The sequence below is a fragment of the Streptomyces sp. NPDC001380 genome, assembly GCF_042895785.1.
In the GTDB taxonomy this organism is placed as follows: domain Bacteria; phylum Actinomycetota; class Actinomycetes; order Streptomycetales; family Streptomycetaceae; genus Peterkaempfera.
The window spans coordinates 1-19,097 of the sequence record NZ_JBIAWP010000012.1; the positions used below are offsets into that span (position 1 = coordinate 1).

Below are 19,097 nucleotides of genomic sequence, written 5' to 3' on the forward strand. Positions count from 1 at the left end.
GTCAGGCCGGGTGCGTGGCGGGCGAGCAGGTCGGTGACGGAGCGGACGTAGGCGTGGGCGGTGCCGACGCTGATGCCGAAGCCGGCGGCGATCTGCGCGAGGGTGCCGTGCCTGCGCAGGTACACCAGCGCGACCAAGGCCCGCTGGGAGGGGCGGAGCTTGCAGCGGCGGTCACCCTCGCGGGTGACGATGAGCATGGTCACCCACTCCACGAGCGCATGCGGCAGGTCCAGTGCTGCAGGATAGAGGACCAACGAGGCTCCCCGGTGGACGAGTTGAGGCGTCAGACACCTCGCTCAACCGCCCGGGAGCCTCGTCCGTTCTGCACCCCTCCAGCGCTGCTCGGACGTCACCCGATCGAGCCCCCGCTGAAACGGCTCATCGTGTCATCGGCATCGTTGAAGACAGCAGGCACACCGCGGAACAGTAGGCATCTTCAGCGGTGCTGCTCCAGGGTGAGGAGGGTCTGTAGGGTCTTCGGCGCAACTCCCGATCATGGAAGCAGCACCTGATGAACGACGTGACTGCCTCGGCTGAGGCGGTTGAAGAGGTCCGTCCGGCCGAGGTGGCGGCGGATCTGCTGGACGACCGGTTGATCGGGCAGCCGGTCGACCGGGCTCGGGCGAGCGGCCTGCAGCTGACGGGCGAGGGCGGCCTGCTGCAGCAACTGACCAAGTGCGTGCCGGAGTCCGCTCTCGACGGTGAGATCACCGACCACCTCGGCCATGAGAAGCACGACCGGGCCGGCGTGGGCAGCGGCAACAGCCGTGACGGAGTCCGCTCGAACACCGTTCTGGCGGGCCGCCAGGACTGGGACAGGGTACGGACGAGGCTCCCGGGCGGTTGAGCGAGGTGCCGACGCCTCGACCCGCCCACTGGGGAGCCTCGATGGTCCTCTGTCCTGCGGCACTGGACCTGCCGCATGCGCTCGTGGAGCGGTGGCCGTGCTCATCGTCACCCGCGAGGGTCACCGCCGGTGCAAGCTCCGCCCCTCCCAGCAGGCCCTGGTCGCGCTGGTGCACCTGCGCAGGCACGGCACCCTCGCGCAGATCGCCGCCGGCTTCGGCATCAGCGTCGGCACCGCCCACGCCTACGTCCGCTCCGTCACCGGCCTGCTCGCCCGCCACGCACCCGGCCTGACCCGCGCCCTGCGCGAAGCGGACGCCGAGGACGTCCTGGCCGACAACACCCTCGCCGAGTGCGACCGCCCCGGCCAGGACCTCACCACCCGCCGGAGGGCGCGGAACCGGGCCCACGCCCGCCTGCGCTGCCCCGTCGAACGCGGCACGGCCACCGTGAGGAGCCGGCGGATCGTCCGCGACGCCCGCTGCAGCCCCAACCGGCTCACGTCGGCAGCCGAGGCCATACCCGCCCTGGAGAGGCAACGCCGAAAGTGCTCAGTCAGTCAGTCAGGCAGGGCGGCCGGCCCACGGCGGTGCCGGGTCGCGGCGGCGGCCCGGCGGGCGGGTGCCCGCCGGGCCGTGCTCGCGGACGCGGCTGCCCGGCGGGCCGGTTCAGGACCGGTCGGCGGCGCGCTCGCGGGCGAGGCGTTCGAAGAAGCGCAGGCTGTCGGGGTTGTCGACGGAGCCGGGGTTGACGGCCTGGTCGAGGGCCGCGCCGGCGAGCAGCCGCTTGACGGGGACCTCGATGCGCTTGCCGGTGAGGGTGTGCGGGAGGGCGGGGACGGCGACGACCTCGTCGGGGACGTGCCGCGGCGAGAGCTGCTCGCGCAGGGCGGTGCGGATGCGGCCGCGCAGCGCGTCGTCGAGGACGGCGCCCTCCTCCAGGACGACGAAGAGCGGCATCCAGTACCCGCCGCCGGGCTCCTCCAGGCCGATGACGAGGGACTCGCGGATCTCGGGGAGGCGGTCGACGACCTCGTAGATGTCGGCGGAGCCCATGCGGACGCCCTGCCGGTTGAGGGTGGAGTCGGAGCGGCCGTGGATGACGACGGTGTTGCGGGGGGTGACGGTGATCCAGTCGCCGTGGCGCCAGACGCCGGGGTAGGTCTCGAAGTAGCTGGCGCGGTAGCGGGCGCCGTCGGGGTCGTTCCAGAAGCCGGTGGGCATGGAGGGCAGCGGACGGGTGACGACGAGTTCGCCGACCTGGTCGACGACGGGACTCCCGGCGGGGTCCCAGGCCTGGACGTCGGCGCCGAGGCAGGGCGCCTGGATCTCGCCGACGTGCACGGGGAGCGTGGGGACGCCGCCGACGAAGCAGCTGCACACGTCGGTGCCGCCGCTGACCGAGGCGAGCCAGACGTCGCTCTTCACCTCGTCGTAGATCCAGCGGAAGCCGTCGGGGGGCAGCGGCGAGCCGGTGGTGCCGATGCAGCGGACGGCGGAGAGGTCGAGGTCGCGGCCGGGGTGCAGGCCGGCCTTGCGGCTGGCGACGACGTACGCGGCGGAGGTGCCGAGGACGGTGGCGCCGGTGCGGGCGGCCACTTCCCACAGGGCGCCGGTGCCGGGGTGGCCGGGGCTGCCGTCGTAGGTGACGACGGTGGAGCCCGTGAGCAGGCCGGCGACGAGGAAGTTCCACATCATCCAGCCGGTGGAGGTGTACCAGAGGAAGCGGTCGCCGGGGCCCAGGTCGAGGTGGAGTCCGGCCTGCTTGAGGTGCTCGACGAGGATGCCGCCCTGGCTCTGCACGATGGCCTTGGGCAGGCCGGTGGTGCCGGAGGAGTAGAGCACCCACAGGGGGTGGTCGAAGGGGAGCTGCTCGAAGACCGCGCCGTCCGGTGCCGCGCCGTCCGGTGCCGCGCCGCCGGGGGCGGCCGCGGTGAGGTCGTCCCAGTGCAGGGCGCCCTCGGGGGCGGGCGTGCCGAGGACGGGGACGTGGACGACGGCGCGCAGGCCGGGCAGTTCGCGCCGCAGCTCGGCGACGGCGGCGGTGCGGTCGTGCTCCTTGCCGCCGTAGCGGTAGCCGTCGACGGCGAAGAGGACGGCGGGGTCGATCTGCCGGAAGCGGTCGAGGACGCTGCGGGCGCCGAAGTCGGGGGCGCAGGAGGTCCAGACGGCGCCGACGGCGGCGGAGGCGAGGAGGGCGACGACGGCCTGGGGGATGTTGGGCAGGTAGGCGCTGACCCGGTCGCCGGGGCGCACGCCGAGGCGGCGCAGTTCCGCGGCGAGGGCGGTGACCTGGCGGCGCAGCTCGGCCCAGCTGAGGGGCTGCGGCTCGGCGGTGGTCTCGTCGAGGTGCAGGAGGGCGGGGGCGTCGGGGTCGGCGTCGGCGTGGCGCAGGGCGTGCTCGGCGTAGTTGAGGCGGGCTCCGGGGAACCAGCGGGCGCCGGGCATGGCGTCGTCGGCGAGGACGGCCTCGGGCGGGGTGCTGAAGCGGACGTCGAACCACCGGGTGACGGCGCCCCAGAAGCGCGCCGGGTCCTCGACCGACCAGGCGTGCAGGGCGGCGTAGCGGGCCGCGGCGTCGGCGTCGTCGACGGCCGGGGCCAGGGGGGTGGCGGGGGCGCCGTGGTGACGGGCGGCCCACTGCTGGAAGGCGGCGATGTGGGTGGCGGCGGCCCGCTGGGGGTCGGGGCGCCAGAGGGGCGCGGTCGCCGTGTCGTCCTGCGGCGTTGTGCTCACGGTGGTGGTCTCCCGGCCGGAGGGTGGGGCGGGTGCGGTGCTTGTGGCGGCGGCCCGCCCGTGGGGTCCTGACGTGGCTGACCCTGCCATGCGGGCGGTGCCCGCGCCAGAGGGGCCGGGGGCCGCGGCGGGTGGGCCGCGGCCGGGACCGCCGGGACCGCCGGGTCAGGCGGCCGGGTCGTCGGGGTGGGGCGGGTAGCCGCCGGCGAACCAGGTGCGGGCCGCGCGGGTGTGGAGGGGGAAGGCCAGGTCGGCGGGGGCGGTGAGGAGGGGCCGGTCGTCGGTCTCGCCGGTGGGCGTGAAGGGGGGCAGGTCGGCTTCCCGGAGGGTCGGGAGGAGGCCGAAGACGAGGAGGTGGCGTCCCTCGGGGTCGCTGAGGGTGTCGGCGAGGCGGACGGCGGCGGAGTCGGCGCGGATGCCGGTCTCCTCGGCGAGTTCGCGGACGAGGGCCCGCTGCCAGGTCTCGCCGTGGTCGACGAAGCCGCCGGGGAGCGCGGGCAGGCCGCGGCCGGGCTCGATGGTGCGGCGGACGGCGGTCAGGGCGGTGGCGCCGTCGGGGGTGCGGACGGGCTGGAGGGCGACGGCGACGGGCAGCGGGTTGCGGTAGGCGGTGGCGCCGCAGGCGGGGCAGGTGCGGGGCCAGGCGTCGGTGCCGGGGGCGTAGGGGGAGCCGCAGCGGCTGCAGTGGGTGACCTCGTCGGCGGGCATGGGGGGAGCGTACCGGCGAGGGGCGGCCCGGGCGGGGGCACGGCGGGGCGGCCCGGGCGGGGGCACGGCGGGGGCGGTCGGGCCCGGGCGGGCCGGTCCGTCCGCCGGACTACGGTGGGGATCATGGCGGACCGTTTCTCTCCCTCCCCCGCTCCCCCGCTCGCCGAGGCGCTGGCGGCCGGCCCGGTCGTGCTCGACGGCGGCCTCTCCAACCAGCTGGAGGCGGCCGGCCACGACCTGTCGGACGCGCTGTGGTCGGCGCGGCTGCTGGCGGACGGCCCGGAGGCGCTGGTGGAGGCGCACGCGGCGTACTTCGCGGCGGGTGCGGACGTGGCGACCACGGCGAGCTACCAGGCGACCTTCGAGGGGTTCGCCCGCCGGGGCGTGGGCCGGGAGGCGGCGGCCGGACTGCTGCGGCGCAGCGTGGAGCTGGGCCGGGAGGCGGCAGCGCGGGCGCGGGCGCGCGGGGCGGTGCGGCCGCTGTGGGTGGCCGCGTCGGTGGGCCCGTACGGGGCGATGCTCGCCGACGGGTCGGAGTACCGGGGCCGGTACGGGCTGTCGGTGGACGAACTGGAGCGGTTCCACCGGCCGCGGGTGGAGGCGCTGGCGGAGGCGGGGCCGGACGTGCTGGCGCTGGAGACGGTGCCGGACGCGGACGAGGGGCGGGCGCTGCTGCGGGCGGTGCGGGGGCTGGGGGTCCCGGTCTGGCTGTCGTACACGGTGGAGGGCGGGTCGGCGGGGGTGCGGACGCGGGCCGGGCAGTCGCTGGAGGAGGCGTTCGGGCCGGCGGCGGACGCGGGCGAGGTGGTGGCGGTGGGGGTGAACTGCTGCGCGCCGCAGGATGCGGACGCGGCGGTGGCGGCGGCGGCCCGGATCACGGGGAAGCCGGTGGTGGTGTACCCGAACAGCGGTGAGGTGTGGGACGCGGCGGCGCGGGCCTGGCGGGGGCGTCCGGCGTTCGGGCCGGAGCGGGTGGCGGCGTGGGCGGCAGCGGGCGCACGGCTGGTCGGGGGCTGCTGCCGGGTGGGGCCGGCGGGGATCGCCGGGGTGGCGGAGGCGCTGGGGCGGCGGGGCGGGTGACCGCCGGACCGGGCCGGGCGGGGCGGGGCGGTGGCCGCGTCGTCGGCGCGGGGCGGGCACGACAGGAGCGGGCACGGCGGGGAGAGCGGCCGGCGGGGAGCGGGGCCTGCGGGGCGGGCGCAACGGGGAGATGGAGCGGCGGCGTCCGGCCTGGCACACTCTTGGGGACAGCGATGCGGTCGACATGACCTGATGCCGTTCGGCATTGTCGACCGCCGTCCCAGCGGAGGTGTGCGATGCCCGGCCCGATCCAGTCGCTCTCGCGCGCGGCGGCCATCCTGAGGCTGCTGGCCGGCGGCGAGCGCAGGCTCGGACTGTCGGAGGTCGCGGCCTCGCTGGACCTGGCCAAGGGCACGGCGCACGGCATCCTGCGGACCCTCCAGCTGGAGGGGTTCGTCGAGCAGGACCCGGAGAGCGGCCGGTACCAGCTGGGCGCCGAGCTGCTGCGGCTCGGTCAGAGCTACCTGGACGTGCACGAGCTCCGGGCCCGCGCCCTGGTCTGGGCGGACGACCTGGCCCGGGCCACGGGCGAGCAGGTCTACCTGGGGGTGCTGCACCAGCGGGGGGTGCTGATCGTCCACCACGTCTTCCGGCCGGACGACAGCCGCCAGGTCCTGGAGGTCGGCTCGATGCAGCCGCTGCACGGCACCGCGATGGGCAAGGTGCTGCTGGCGTACGACCCGGTGGCGCGCGGCGAGCTGGAGGGCGCGGAGCTGGAGGCGTACACCCCGCGCACGCTGACCGACCTGGCGGACCTGGACGCCGAGTGCGCGCTGACCCGGGAGCGGGGCTGGGCGGGGGCGGTGGAGGAGACCTGGGAGGGCGTGGCCTCGGCTGCGGCCCTGATCAGGGACCGGCGGCGGAACCCGGTGGGCGCGGTGGGCGTCAGCGGGGCCGTGGAGCGGGTGTGCGAGGCCGGGTTCGTCCGGCCGGAGCTGGTGGCCTCGGTGCGGGACGCCGCACGGTCGATCTCCCGGGACCTGGGCGCGGCGCGCTTCTGACCGCGTACGCCCCGTCCGGCCGGCCGCAGCGGGGGCGTCCCGCTGCGGCCGGCCGGACGGGGCGGCCGGGGAGGTCCCGGGCGCGCCCGCAGGCCCCGACGCGCAGGCTCCGGCCCTCAGGCCCCGGCGCGGGCCCCCGCGGGTGCCCGGCGCACGACGCCGCGGGTCGCCGGTCGAGGACCCCGCGCCCCGGCCCGGGCGCCGCGGACCCGCGCTCCGGCCTGCGGCGACACCCCCCGGGCAGGTCCGCGCCCCGTCGGCCACCGCCGCCCCGCATGCGGGCGGACGGGCCCTCCGGAGCCGCCGCGCGGCGCACCGGAGCGGCGCGGACGGGTGCGCCCGAACCCTCCCGGCCGGAGGGTGGGGCGGGATCCGTGCGTCACAGACGGGCCGGCGCCCTTGACTCCAGGAGGACCGTCGGGAAAAACTGCCGGATGACGGTCGACAATGTCGAACGACGGACGGACGGCGCTCCGCGCGCCCCGCACCGCCGCGGCAGGCGTCCGCCGACCGCCCGGGCGTTCCCGCACCGGGCACCACCAGGGGCGTCCCCGGGACCGGGCCGCCCCGCAGGGCCGCGGCACCGCGCCGCGGGCCTCCGACGCTCGGCGACGAGCCGTACCACCGCCGCCCCGCCCGCACCGCGGGGCGGACGCCGGGAACGACCCGCCGGACAGGGACAAGGGAGTCACAGTGTCCGCGTACTCCGACGGCGGCATCCTCGCCGGCGAGACCGTCGATGCGGCCGCGCCGATCCTCACGGGCGGCCGCGCCCGCGCCGCCGCGCCCCTCGGGGGAGCCGGGGCGTTCGGCGCCCGCACGGGGAGGGGCGGCCCCGACCGGGACCGCTCCCGGAACCCCGCCGCCGGGGTGCCCGGCCGCCTGCTCCGCCACGCCGCGCCGTGACCCTGGTTTGCCCTCCGCCCGGCGGCGGGGAACGACACACCGTCGGCACCACCCGTCCTGGCCCTCCCCCCACCGAATGAGGCCTCTCCCATGACCCACGACCAGGCGACCCCGGACCGGGCGACGCACGACCCGCTGACCGGCGACCGGACGACCGGCGACCGGCACCGGGCCGGCTACGTCGCCGCCATCGACCAGGGGACCACGTCGAGCCGCTGCATCGTCTTCGGCGCGGACGGGCGCATCGTCTCCGTCGAGCAGCAGGAGCACCGCCAGATCTTCCCGGAGCCCGGCCAGGTCGAGCACGACGGCGCCGAGATCTGGACCCGGGTGCGGTCGGTCGTCCGCGGCGCCCTGGAGAAGGCCGGGCTGACCAGGCACGACATCCGGGCCGTGGGCATCACCAACCAGCGCGAGACCACGCTGCTGTGGGACCGGCACACCGGCGAGCCGGTGCACAACGCCCTGGTCTGGCAGGACACCCGCACCGAGGCGCTCTGCCGGGAGCTCGGCCGCAACGTGGGCCAGGACCGGTTCCGCCGCGAGACCGGCCTGCCGCTGGCCAGCTACTTCGCCGGCCCCAAGATCCGCTGGCTGCTGGACAACGTCGAGGGCCTGCGCGAGCGCGCCGAGGCCGGCGACATCCTCTTCGGCACCATGGACACCTGGGTGATCTGGAACCTCACCGGCGGCCCGGACGGGGGCGTCCACGTCACCGACGTCACCAACGCCTCCCGCACCATGCTGATGAACCTCCACACCCTGGAGTGGGACGCGAGGATCGCCGAGTCGATGGGCGTGCCGATGGCGGTGCTGCCCGAGATCCGCTCCTCCGCCGAGGTGTACGGCCACGCGGTCGGCGACCTCGAGGGCGTGCCCGTCGCGTCGGCGCTCGGCGACCAGCAGGCGGCGCTCTTCGGCCAGACCTGCTTCGACGAGGGCGAGGCCAAGTCCACCTACGGGACCGGCACGTTCCTGCTGCTCAACACCGGCGAGCGGATCGTCAACTCCTACCACGGCCTGCTGACCACCGTCGGCTACCGGATCGGCGGGGAGAAGCCGGTGTACGCCCTGGAGGGCTCCATCGCCGTCACCGGGTCGCTGGTCCAATGGCTCCGCGACCAGCTCGGCATCATCTCCACCGCCGCCGAGATCGAGACCCTCGCCTCGACCGTCGAGGACAACGGCGGCGCCTACATCGTGCCCGCCTTCTCCGGCCTCTTCGCCCCGTACTGGCGCGCCGACGCCCGCGGCGTCATCGCCGGCCTCACCCGGTACGTCACCAAGGGCCACCTGGCCCGGGCCGTGCTGGAGGCCACCGCCTGGCAGACCCGCGAGGTCGTCGACGCCATGGAGAAGGACTCCGGGGTGGCGCTGACCTCGCTGAAGGTCGACGGCGGCATGACCTCCAACAACCTGCTCATGCAGAACATCGCCGACGTCCTCGACGTGCCCGTCGAGCGCCCGTACGTCGCCGAGACCACGGCGCTGGGCGCCGCCTACGCGGCCGGCCTCGCCGTCGGCTTCTGGCCGGACCTCGCGACGCTGCGGGCCAACTGGCACCGCGCCGCCGAGTGGACGCCCCGGATGGACGAGGCGACGCGGGACCGCGAGTACCGCAACTGGATCAAGGCCGTCGAGCGAACCAAGGGGTGGGTCGAGGACGAGGAGGACGACCCCTCCGACCACTGACCCGCCGGGCCGGGGACGCGGACCGCGCCCCCGGCCCGGGCCGCCCGCCGGCGCACCGCGTGCGCACGGGCGGGCGGCCCGCCGAACGACGGTGCACCGCACCAACCCGTGCGGGCGCGCCGCACCGCACATCCGAGAGAGGAGACACGGCCCCCGCGGGCCCCGCGAAGACCCCGGAGCCGTACACCACACCATGGCCACCATCCCGACCCAGGGCTCCCAGCGCACCGCCACCCGGGCGCAGGCCCGCGAACTCCTCAGCAGCACCACCTACGACCTGCTCGTCGTCGGCGGCGGCATCCTCGGCACCGCCGTGGCCTGGACCGCCGCGCAGTCCGGGCTGAAGGTCGCCATGGTCGACGCGGGCGACTTCGCCGGCGCCACCTCCAGCGCCTCCTCCAAGCTCGTCCACGGCGGCCTGCGCTACCTGCAGACCGGCGCGGTGAAGCTGGTCGCCGAGAACCACAAGGAGCGCCGGGCGCTCGCCACCGACGTGGCCCCGCACCTGGTCAACCCGCTGACCTTCTTCGTGCCCGTGTACAAGGGCGGCCCGCACAGCGCGCCCAAGCTCGGCGCCGGCGTCTTCCTGTACTCGGCGCTCTCCGCCTTCCGCGACGGCATGGGCCGGGTCTCCACCGCCGCCCACGCCGCCCAGCAGGTGCCCGCGCTGCGCACCGAGGGCCTGCGGTCGGTCGCCGTCTACGGCGACCACCAGATGAACGACTCCCGGGTCGCCGTGATGACCGTGCGGGCCGCCGTCGACTCCGGCGCCGTCGTGCTCAACCACGCCGAGGTCACCGGGCTGCGCTTCACCGGCGGCCGGGTCACCGGCGCCGAGCTGCGGGACCGGCTGGACGGCGCCGAGTTCGGCGTGGACGCCCGCCTGGTCCTCAACGCGACCGGGCCGTGGGTGGACCACCTGCGCCGCATGGAGGACGCGGGGGCGGCACCCAGCATCCGGCTCTCCAAGGGCGCGCACGTGGTCGTGAAGCGGCGCACCCCGTGGCGGGCCGCGCTGACCATCCCGATCGACAAGTACCGCGTCTCCTTCGCGATCCCGTGGGAGGACCACGTCCTGCTCGGCACCACCGACGAGGAGTACACCGGCGACCCGGCGGAGGTGCGGGCCACCGACGCCGACATCGACCAGATCCTCGGCGAGGCCGGGCACGCGGTCCGCGACGAGCACCTGGACCGGTCGCTGATCACCTACTCCTTCGCGGGCCTGCGGGTGCTGCCCGGCGGACCCGGCGACACCGCCGCCGCCAAGCGGGAGACGGTGGTCACCGAGGGCCGCGGCGGCATGCTGTCGGTGGCCGGCGGCAAGTGGACCACCTACCGGCACATCGGGCGGACCGTGCTGGAGAAGCTGCGGAACGTGCCGGGCGTGGGGCTGTCGGAGGACATGGCCGAGTTCCCGCGGACGGTGCCGCTGCCGGGCGTCGGCGCGCCCGACGCCGTCGCGCACCGGCTGCTCGTCGACCGCGAGCCGGGGGCCCGGATGGAGCCGCTGGTCGCCCGGCACCTCGCCTCGCACTACGGCACGCTCGCCTTCGACATCGCCCGGCTGATCGCCGACGACCCGGCGCTGGGCGAGCCGATCCACCCGGACGGGCCGGACGTGTGGGCGCAGGCCGCCTTCGCGGCCGACCGGGAGTGGGCGTACACGGTGGACGACGTGCTGCGGCGGCGCACCACCATGACGGTCCGCGGGCTGGACACGCCCGAGGTGCGGGAGCGGGTCGGGGCGTTCCTGGAGAAGCGGGGCCAGGGGCTGTGAGGCGCGCGGGACCGGTGCGGCCGGTCCCGCGGGGAGCGGGGGCGGGGCCGGCCGGCCCTGCTCCCGGCCGCGCCCGGGCCGGCGGTTGAGGGCTGCGGCCCGGCGCGCGGCGGAGGGCGGTCGGTGCCCCGCGGGGCGCGGCCGCCCTCCGTGCCGGGGCGGGCGGGGCCGACGGGGCAGGGAGCGGGGCCGACGGGGCAGGGGGCGCGAGGACGGGGCAGGGGGCGCGAGGCGGGTGACGCTCCGTCAGGACTGTCCGACGGGGGCCGTCCGGGTGGCGCGGTACCGCCGGGCGGGCGGGATGCGGCGGCCGGACCGGGTGGTTCCGGCGCAGATCCGGGCATGAACCCCATGGCACCGGGCAGGGTGCCGGACGGACGGTGCGTCAGCAGCACCGCCCGGCCGTCGCACTTCGGAGGGGGTCACCCGTGGGACGTACCCGGCACGACAGGAGCACCCGGGACGGCAGGAGCACCGGCGACAAGGGGGAGGGCGCCGTGCGCCGCCGCCTGCCGGACGAGGTCAGGTCCGCCGCGGTCCGCGCCTGGATGGCCTTCTCCTTCACCCTCTTCTGCCTCATGGTGACGGTGCTGGCCGCCCTGGGCCACACCTGGCTCTTCCTGCCCTCGCTGCTGGTGACCGCCGCGAGCGTGCTGGCCTCCACCTGGGGGCTGCTGGACGTCTGGATCGCCCGGCAGGTCGCCGCCCAGCGCACCTGGGGCAGCGGCACCGCCACGGCGTGGGCCGGGGCCGCGGGCGCCGGACGCCGGCCGCGGCGCCGCCGCCACCCGAGCCCGGCCTGAGAGCGGCCCGAGGGCCCCTGCGCCCCCGGGGTCCGTACGCCCCCGGCGTACGGACCCCGGGGGCGTACGCGCAGGTCGCCGTGAACCACCGCCGGGTCGCGCTGCGTAGCGAGGGGCTGAGTCCGCGTGCACCGGCGGCCGGAGGGAGGCAGGCTGGTGGACGGGACGACAGGCGGCGGACGAGAAGGCGGGAGCTTCGGCAATGGCGCAGCAGGCACGCATCGGGGTCACGGGACTGGCGGTCATGGGCCGCAACCTGGCACGCAACCTCGCCCGGCACGGGCATCCGGTGGCGGTGCACAACCGGACCCCGTCCCGGACGAGGGACCTGGTGGAGCAGTTCGGCAGCGAGGGGGTGTTCCTCCCCGCGGAGACGGCGGAGCAGTTCGTCGCCTCGCTGGAGCGCCCCCGGCGGCTGGTGGTGATGGTCAAGGCCGGCCGGCCGACGGACGAGGTGATCGAGGAGTTCGCGCCGCTGCTCGACCCGGGCGACATGATCGTGGACGGCGGCAACGCCCACTTCGCCGACACCCGGCGGCGCGAGGCGTCGCTGCGGGAGCGCGGCATCCACTTCGTCGGCACCGGCATCTCCGGCGGCGAGGAGGGCGCGCTGCACGGGCCGAGCATCATGCCGGGCGGCTCGGAGGAGTCGTACGCGGCGCTGGGCCCGCTGCTGGAGGACATCGCGGCGAAGGTCGACGGGGTGCCGTGCTGCACCCACGTGGGGCCGGACGGCGCCGGGCACTTCGTGAAGATGGTGCACAACGGCATCGAGTACGCGGACATGCAGCTCATCGGCGAGGCGTACGACCTGCTGCGGCACGTGGGCGGGATGAAGCCGGCCGAGATCGCGGAGGTGTTCCGCACCTGGAACGGCGGACGGCTGGACTCCTACCTGGTGGAGATCACCGCGGAGGTGCTGGCCCACACCGACGCGGAGACGGGCCGGCCGTTCGTGGACGTGGTGCAGGACCGGGCGGAGCAGAAGGGCACCGGGCGGTGGACGGTGCAGATCGCACTGGACCTGGGCGTGCCGGTGAGCGGCATCGCCGAGGCGGTCTTCGCCCGGTCGCTGTCGGGCCACGCGGACCTGCGGGCGGCGGCCCGGCACCTGCCGGGCCCCGGGGAGACGTGGCTGGACAGCGCGGCGCACGACCGGTTCGCGGACGACGTGGAGCAGGCGCTGTACGCGTCGAAGATCGTGGCGTACGCGCAGGGCTTCCACCAGATCCAGGCGGGCAGCGCCGAGTACGGGTGGCGGATCGACCCGGGGGCGATGGCGACGATCTGGCGGGGCGGCTGCATCATCCGGGCGAAGTTCCTGGACCGCATCCGGGCGGCGTACGAGACCCGGGCGGACCTGCCGTCGCTGCTCGCCGACGACTACTTCGCCGAGGCGCTCGGCGGGGCGCAGGACTCCTGGCGGCGGGTGGTGTCGACGGCGACGCAGCTGGGCGTGCCGGTGCCGGGCTTCTCCGCGGCGCTGGCGTACTACGACGGGCTGCGCGCGGAGCGGCTGCCGGCGGCGCTGATCCAGGGGCAGCGGGACTTCTTCGGGGCGCACACCTACCGGCGGGTCGACCGGGAGGGCGCGTTCCACACGCTGTGGGGCGGGGACCGGCGGGAGGTCGGGGCGTAGGGGGCGCCCTCCGCGCTCCTGCGCGGGAGGCCCCTGCCGGGTGCGGCGGGGGCCTCCCGTGTGTCCGGGGCCGGTCGGGTCAGCCGGCCGCGATGGGCCCGGCGGGCTCCGCACGTGCGGGGGCCTGGGCGCGTTCGGGGGCCTCGGCGGGGCGGCGGAACATGCGGGTGGCGGTGATCTCGCCGTGGACGGCGGGGGCGTCGGGCTCGGGCGGGACGGGCAGGCCGGGGCGCAGGTGCTCCTCCACGGAGATGTACTTGAGGCCGGCGCGCAGGTCGGCGTCGTTGCGGAGCCGGATGATCAGCGGGAACTCGGCGAGCGCGGTCGTGTCGAACAGGCCGGTGGTGTAGAGGAGCTGGACCCCGAGGGCGTCGGCGACGGCGCGCTGGAGCTCCAGCAGGTAGGTGGCGTTGGCGCGGCCGATGGGGTTGTCGAGGAAGAGTGTGCCGGCGTGGCGCAGCCGGGCCTGGCCGCGGTCGTTGGCGCGCAGGGCGGCCATGGTGCAGTACAGGGCGATGGCGGCGGTGAGGAGCTGGCCGCCGGAGAAGACGTCGTTCATCTGGCTGACCGGGACCCGCTCGGCGCGGAGGACCGCGTCGGGCTTGAGGATCTCCACGGAGACGCCCCGGGGGCCGAGGGCGGCGTGGACGCCGCGCAGCAGGAGGGACATGCCGTCGCGGCGCAGGTCGCTGTTCTTGCGGACGGCGGCGCGGGTGGCCTCGTCGACGACCTCGCCCAGGCGCTCCACGAGGAGGGCGTGGTCGGGGTCGTCGAAGCGGATGCGCAGGAACTCCTGGCCGGACCACTCCCCCAGGCCGTCGGGGAGGCGGGAGAGCCGCTGCGCGGCCCGCAGGGTGGTGAGGGAGGTCTCGACCAGGCCGCGGAGGCGGTCGACGATGGAGTCGCGGTTGCGCTCCAGCTGCTGGAGCTCGTCGGTGAGGACCCGCAGGCGGGGGGCGAAGGCCTCCGCCCAGGCGGCGGCGTGCTCGGGGAGGGCGGCGGCGGGCAGTTCGCGGATCTGCTGGCGGGCGGGGGTCCGGACGGCCTCGTAGCGGACGGAGTTGGCGTGCCGGACCAGGACGTCGGAGGCGTCGCGGACGGCGAGTTCGGCGGCGGAGAGGTCGGCGGCCGCGGCGCGCAGGGCGCGGCGGGCGTCGGCGGCGGCGGTGCGGGCCTCGGCGAGGGTGCCGGGCCAGGGCTCGGCGGGCTGCTCGGGCTCGTCGGCGGCCGCGGGGTCGCGCAGGCCGTCGCGGAGCTGGGCGGCGGCCTCCTCGAAGGCGGCTGCGGCGGCCTGCGCGGTGTCGTGGGCGCGGACCAGTTCGGCGTGCTCCGTGCGGGCGGCCTCCAGCCGCTCGGTGCGCTCGGCGAGGTCCGCGGTGGCGCTGCGCAGCAGGGCCTGGGCGTGGTCGGGGTCGGCGGGCACGAGGTGGTCGGGCAGCCCGGTGTGGGCGTCCCCGGCGGCGGGGGCGGAGCGCTCGGCCTCGCCGCGGAGGCGGCCGAGCTGCTCGCTGGCGGCGGCGGAGCGGGCCTCGATGAGCTGGACGAGGTCCTCGGCGCGGGCGGCGGCGGCCTGGCGGGAGGGGGCGTCGGCGCCCTCGGGGCCGCCGAGGAGGTCCTCGGCGCGGGCGCGGACCCTGTTGGTGAGGCGGTCGAGCTCGGCCTGGGCGGCGGTCTCGGCGCTCTCGGCGCGGGCCTGCTCGGCGCGCAGGTCGGCGCCGACGCCGACCTTCTCGTAGAGCTGGGAGGCGGCGCGGTAGGCCTCGCGCAGGGCGGGGAGGGACGGCCGCGGGGCGGCCTCCGTCCCGGCGGGGCCCCCGTCGGTCCCGGTCGCGGTCCCGGTCCCGGCGTCGGCGTCGGCGGGGCCGAGGCGGTCGGTGCCGGTGATCTCGGCGCGCTCGGCGCGCAGGGCGCGGGCGGTGCGGCGGGCGTCGTCGGCGGTGCGCTGGGCGGCGCGGCGGTCCTCGTCGGCGGTGCGGGCGCGGTCGGCGCAGACCTGGCGGCGCTGCTCGTACGCGGCGGCGTCGGCGGCGAGCTCGCGCAGGCGGCGGTTCCAGGTGTCGCGCTCGCGGAGGCGGAAGGCCAGGCCGGCGAGGGCGTCGGCGGACCGGCGGGCCTGCTGGGCGGCGTCGCGGCGCTCCTCGTGGACGGCGGCGGCGGAGGCGCGCTCCTCCTCGGCCTCGGCGTGCTCCTCGCGGGCGGCGGCGAGCTCGGCGGCGGCGAGCCCGGCGGCGTCGCGGGCCTGCCCGGCGGCGGCGGCGAGCTCGGCGAGGCCGCCGGGCGGGCAACCGGTGCGCCAGGAGGCGAGGCGGGCTGCGAGGGCGCGGTCGCCGCCGAGGCGGGCGGCGAGTTCGCGGATGTGCTCCTCGCGGGCGGCGGCGCGGGTGCGCAGCTCGCGGCGCTCGTCGTCGGCGGCCCGCTCGTCGTGCATGGCGGGGTTCGGCGGGACGAGGAAGACGTCGCGGGGGCCGTCGGCGGGCGGCGGGGCGATGAGGGCGGCGGCGGTGCCGACGGCGACGGCGGAGCGCGGCAGCAGGGCGGCGGCGGCGAGGGCCTCGCGGGCGCGGCCGAGGGCGCCGGGGTCGGTGACGACGACGCCGTCGACGAGCTCGGGGCGGGTGGCGAGGATGCGGTCGTGGTCGGCGGGGTCGACGGACTGGGCGAGGTAGCGCCAGCCAGGGAGGGCGGGGATGCCGTGCTCGCCGAGGTGCTCGACGGTGGCGAGGACGTCGGGTCCGGGCGGCAGCAGGCCGCCGTCGCCGAGGGCGGCGAGGATGCGGGAGTCGTCGGCGGCGGCGGTGCGCAGGTCGAAGAGGGTGCGCTCGGCGGTGGCGACGGCCTCGTCGAGGAGGTCGCGCAGGTCCTCGGCGGCCGTGTCGAGGAGGTCGGGGGTGAGGACGCCGGTGGCGGCGGCGGCCTCCGCGGCGTCGTCGTCCCGGTGGGGGTCGAACGGGTACGGGTCGAGGGAGAGGAGCGCGGCGAGGCGGGGCTCGGCGGCGAGGCGGGCGGCGGCGCGGCGCTCGGCGGCGAGGGCCCGCTCGGCGGCGGCGCGGGCGTCGGCCGCGCGGGCGGCGGCCAGTTCGGCGCGGGACTCGGCGGCGGCGGCCTCGCGGGTGCGGGCGGCGGCCTGCTCGGCGGCGGCGCGGGCCTGGCCGAGGGCGGCGGTGGCGGCCTTCTCGGCGTCGGCGGCCTGGAGGGCGGCGCGGGCGGGGTCGGCCGGGTCTGCGGGGCCCCCGCCCCCGGGGGTGTCGGCGATCCAGCCGGCCTCGACGGCGGCGCGGGTCTCCTGCTCGACCTCGGCGAGGCGCTGGCGCAGGTGGTCGGCCTCGCTGCGGGCCTTCTGGGCGGCGGTGGCGGCGTCGGTGGCGTCGCGGTGGGCGGTCTCGCCGTCGGACTGGAGGGCGGCGGCGCGGGCGTCCTCGCGGTCGGCCTGCCCCTCGGCGTCGGCCGCGGCGGACTCCAGGGCGCGGACCAGGGCGGCGGCGGCGCGGGCGCGGGCGGCGAGGGCCGGGGCGGCGTCGCGCTCGGCGTCGCGGATGGCGGCGGCGACGCGGGCGGAGCGGTCGGCGGCGGCGCGGTGGCGCAGGACGGCCTCGGCGGCCTGCCAGGCGGAGTGCAGGGTGCGGGCGTCGGTGAGCTCGCGGCGCAGCGCGGCCGCGTCGGCGGTGGCGGCGGCAAGGCCGAGCGTCGCATGACGGTGCGTCAGTTCGGCGGTGATGAGGGAGTGGCGGGTGCGGTCGGCCTCGGCGGCGGTGACGGCGGAGGCCGCCGCGGCGACCTCGACGGCGAGGTCGTGGGCGCGGTCGCGCTCGACGCCGCCGCGGGCGGCCAGGGCGCGGGCGAGGCGGCGGGTGCGGCGGTCGGCGGCGCGGTGGACCTCGCGGACCGTTCCGCGGGCGCCGGCGGCGTCCGCGATGCGGTGCAGCAGGCCGAGGGAGCCGGCGGTGAAGTCGCGTTCGGCGGTGAGCTCGGCGCGGCGGCCGAGCTTGGCGGCGAAGCCGTGGACGAGGTCGGCGAGGCCGTCGGTGTCGCGGGTGTCGGTGACGGCGCGCAGCAGCAGGTCGGTGAAGTCGGAGTCGTTCCTGACGGAGAACAGGCCGGCGGCCTCGCCCTCGTCGGCGTTCATCTCGCGCTGGTAGCGGAAGAGCTCGGGGTCCAGGCCGAGGGCGCCGAGGTGCTCGTTCCAGCGGTCGTGGACCTCCTCGAAGGTGACCTCCAGGTGGGGGTCGGCGCGGCCCGCCTCGGTGAGGGCGTCGCGGAACCCCTTCATGGTGCGGCGGCGCCCGCGGGAGACGGGGGCCGCGGCCCCGGAGCCGTCCGGGCCGGGGACGGGCGGCAGCACGACCCGCTCGGCGACGGGCAGGGAGTCCAGGCTCATGCCGGGGCCGGGGCGGAAGGAGTACCAGAGCTCGGCGAACCTCCGCGGATCGGAGGAGACCTGGCGGCCGCGCCACTCGCTGACCTTGCCGACCACGACCGTCTCGCCGGTGACGGTGTGCTGCCACTCCAGGGCGACGTGGCCGCAGTCGTCGGCGAGGAGGAACTTGCGCAGCACGCCGGAGCTGGCGCCGCCGAGGGTGTTGCGGTGGCCGGGCAGCATCACCGAGAAGATCAGCTTGAGCAGGACGGACTTGCCGCCGCCGTTCTCCAGGAACAGCACGCCCGCCGGGGCGGGGCGGCGGGGCGGGCCGTCCGGCTCCTCGCCGAAGAGGCCGGGCTGCCGGGGGGCGGGGTCGCTGACGGGCTCCCCGACGCCGCGCAGATCGAGCACGGTGTCGGCGTAGCGCGCGCCGGCGGGCCCGATCGAGTAGAGGCGGACCCGGTTGAGCTCGTACATGGGGCGGGGTCTCCTGAGCGGCTGGTGCGGGGGTCGGGTTCGGGGCGGGCGCGGCCCGCGGTCTGCGGGTCCGCCGTGCGGCTCCCGGTGCCGGGCCGGGGGCGGCCCGGCACCGGGGTCAGAGGTTGTGGAAGGGCAGGCCGGCGTCGGCGACGAGCTCCTCGGACTCGTCGGCGGGCAGCAGGGTGGCGGTGCCGTCGCTGACGGGGACGACGCCGAGGTCGAGCAGTTCGGCCATGGCGGCGCTCCCGGCCAGGTCGCGGACCTGGAGCTGGTAGCGGGCGGTGGTGCGGTAGGTGCCGCCGGAGTCGTCGGACGCCTTCTGGAGGAAGCCGGAGTCGACGAGGAAGGCGACGGCCTTGCCGACGATGCCGGTGGTGGAGCCGGAAAGGCGGCGGGCGTCCTTGGTGGCGCCGGTGGCGCTGCGGCGCGCCCACACCCGCCAGGCCGCCTCCAGGCCGGGGGCGTCGCTCTCGGGGTCGGTGTTGGCGCCGTCGGCGGCGGCCTGCTCCTCCAGGCGGCGGCAGGCCTGGCGGACGAAGGCGTCGACGCCGTTGACGCTGATCCGGCCGATGTAGCCGTCGTCGGCGAGGTCCTCGGGACGGGGGAAGGCCAGGGCGGCGACGGCGAGGTGCGCGAGGCCGTGGAGGAAGCGGTCGGTGGACTCCGAGGCGGCGCGGCGCGAGTAGTCGCCCATCCGGACGGCGAAGACGGAGTCCTCGGCGGCGGCGACCGCCATGCCGGCCCGGGGCGACACCTCCAGGACGACCAGCCCGAGGCCGGTGGCGACCGCGTCGGCGAGGCGGGCGAAGGGCGGGTCCTCGCGGTAGCGGCGGACCAGCTCGCCGTACTCGGCGTCGCGGGCGGGGAGCAGCTTGGGCTGGATGCCGAAGGAGACCAGGCGGGAGGCGTCGGCGACGTCGCCCGGGGTGAGGGCCGCCGCGCGGTCGGCGCCGCGGCCGGCCTCGCCGGGGCCCGGGTCGGTCGCGAAGGGGACGCCGTCGTCGGCGGACGTGGTCACGGGCGGTGCTCCTGGCGGGTGGCTGCGGGTACGGGGCGGGCCGGCGCGGGGC

At 77.3% G+C, this 19,097-nt stretch carries 12 protein-coding genes and 2 pseudogenes; 9 read left to right on the forward strand and 5 right to left on the reverse strand.

Going from position 1 to position 19,097, the window contains the following annotated elements; genetic code table 11:
* Positions 1–254, reverse strand: a 254-nt coding sequence (locus tag ACFY07_RS16440) for a transposase family protein (RefSeq protein WP_390869285.1), incomplete at its 3' end; no start/stop codon positions are given.
* A 257-nt stretch (positions 255–511) separates the two neighbouring features.
* Between ACFY07_RS16440 and ACFY07_RS16445 the strand changes: the two are divergent.
* Together ACFY07_RS16445 and ACFY07_RS16450 are read left to right on the forward strand one after the other, a co-directional pair.
* A pseudogene (locus ACFY07_RS16445) lies at positions 512–796 on the forward strand (transposase); the annotation flags it as partial.
* A gap of 92 nt (positions 797–888) precedes the next feature.
* A pseudogene (locus tag ACFY07_RS16450) lies at positions 889–1,388 on the forward strand (transposase family protein); the annotation flags it as partial.
* 126 nt (positions 1,389–1,514) lie between these two features.
* Here ACFY07_RS16450 and ACFY07_RS16455 read toward each other — a convergent pair.
* Positions 1,515–3,581 carry an acetoacetate--CoA ligase gene (locus ACFY07_RS16455; protein WP_390869286.1) on the reverse strand — a complete coding sequence of 689 codons (2,067 nt, stop codon included), beginning with the start codon at positions 3,579–3,581 and terminating at the stop codon, positions 1,515–1,517.
* A 165-nt stretch (positions 3,582–3,746) separates the two neighbouring features.
* Positions 3,747–4,289: an NUDIX domain-containing protein gene (locus ACFY07_RS16460; RefSeq protein WP_390869287.1), complete on the reverse strand. Its 543-nt coding sequence runs from the start codon at positions 4,287–4,289 to the stop codon at positions 3,747–3,749.
* A gap of 123 nt (positions 4,290–4,412) precedes the next feature.
* Here ACFY07_RS16460 and mmuM point away from each other — a divergent pair, with 123 nt between their 5' ends.
* The 7 genes from mmuM to gndA all read left to right on the forward strand — a co-directional run bounded on the left by mmuM (position 4,413) and on the right by gndA (position 13,190).
* Positions 4,413–5,369: a homocysteine S-methyltransferase gene (mmuM, locus tag ACFY07_RS16465; protein WP_390869288.1), complete on the forward strand. Its 957-nt coding sequence runs from the start codon at positions 4,413–4,415 to the stop codon at positions 5,367–5,369.
* Between the two features lie 236 nt (positions 5,370–5,605).
* The gene (locus ACFY07_RS16470) at positions 5,606–6,370 is read left to right on the forward strand and encodes an IclR family transcriptional regulator (protein WP_390869289.1); all 765 of its coding nucleotides are present in this window, start codon (positions 5,606–5,608) and stop codon (positions 6,368–6,370) included.
* A gap of 693 nt (positions 6,371–7,063) precedes the next feature.
* Positions 7,064–7,276 (forward strand): hypothetical protein, encoded by a 213-nt coding sequence (locus ACFY07_RS16475; RefSeq protein WP_390869290.1) that lies wholly within the window; start codon positions 7,064–7,066, stop codon positions 7,274–7,276.
* A gap of 135 nt (positions 7,277–7,411) precedes the next feature.
* On the forward strand, positions 7,412–8,968 hold the full coding sequence (gene glpK, locus ACFY07_RS16480; RefSeq protein WP_390869412.1) for a glycerol kinase GlpK: 1,557 nt from the start codon (positions 7,412–7,414) through the stop codon (positions 8,966–8,968).
* A 193-nt stretch (positions 8,969–9,161) separates the two neighbouring features.
* Complete coding sequence (locus ACFY07_RS16485; RefSeq protein WP_230652648.1) at positions 9,162–10,748, forward strand: glycerol-3-phosphate dehydrogenase/oxidase; 1,587 nt, start codon at positions 9,162–9,164, stop codon at positions 10,746–10,748.
* A 428-nt stretch (positions 10,749–11,176) separates the two neighbouring features.
* Positions 11,177–11,551 (forward strand): LMBR1 domain-containing protein, encoded by a 375-nt coding sequence (locus tag ACFY07_RS16490; protein ID WP_230652650.1) that lies wholly within the window; start codon positions 11,177–11,179, stop codon positions 11,549–11,551.
* Positions 11,552–11,753: 202 nt separating this feature from the next.
* The gene (gene gndA / locus ACFY07_RS16495) at positions 11,754–13,190 is read left to right on the forward strand and encodes an NADP-dependent phosphogluconate dehydrogenase (RefSeq protein ID WP_230652652.1); all 1,437 of its coding nucleotides are present in this window, start codon (positions 11,754–11,756) and stop codon (positions 13,188–13,190) included.
* A 79-nt stretch (positions 13,191–13,269) separates the two neighbouring features.
* On the opposite strand, the gene ACFY07_RS16500 is transcribed toward gndA, so the two are convergent.
* Together ACFY07_RS16500 and ACFY07_RS16505 are read right to left on the reverse strand one after the other, a co-directional pair.
* Positions 13,270–18,024: a hypothetical protein gene (locus ACFY07_RS16500; protein WP_390869291.1), complete on the reverse strand. Its 4,755-nt coding sequence runs from the start codon at positions 18,022–18,024 to the stop codon at positions 13,270–13,272.
* A gap of 118 nt (positions 18,025–18,142) precedes the next feature.
* Positions 18,143–19,045 (reverse strand): hypothetical protein, encoded by a 903-nt coding sequence (locus tag ACFY07_RS16505; protein WP_390869292.1) that lies wholly within the window; start codon positions 19,043–19,045, stop codon positions 18,143–18,145.
* Between the last annotated feature and the right edge of the window lie 52 nt (positions 19,046–19,097).

What these genes read in the sequence shown, in the direction of transcription:
- mmuM (WP_390869288.1), top strand. Translation starts at nt 4,413, where the DNA reads ATGGCGGACCGTTTCTCTCCCTCCCCCGCTCCCCCGCTCGCCGAGGCG.
- gndA (WP_230652652.1), top strand. Translation starts at nt 11,754, where the DNA reads ATGGCGCAGCAGGCACGCATCGGGGTCACGGGACTGGCGGTCATGGGC.
- ACFY07_RS16470 (WP_390869289.1), top strand. Translation starts at nt 5,606, where the DNA reads ATGCCCGGCCCGATCCAGTCGCTCTCGCGCGCGGCGGCCATCCTGAGG.
- ACFY07_RS16500 (WP_390869291.1), bottom strand. Translation starts at nt 18,024, where the DNA reads ATGTACGAGCTCAACCGGGTCCGCCTCTACTCGATCGGGCCCGCCGGC.
- ACFY07_RS16485 (WP_230652648.1), top strand. Translation starts at nt 9,162, where the DNA reads ATGGCCACCATCCCGACCCAGGGCTCCCAGCGCACCGCCACCCGGGCG.
- ACFY07_RS16460 (WP_390869287.1), bottom strand. Translation starts at nt 4,289, where the DNA reads ATGCCCGCCGACGAGGTCACCCACTGCAGCCGCTGCGGCTCCCCCTAC.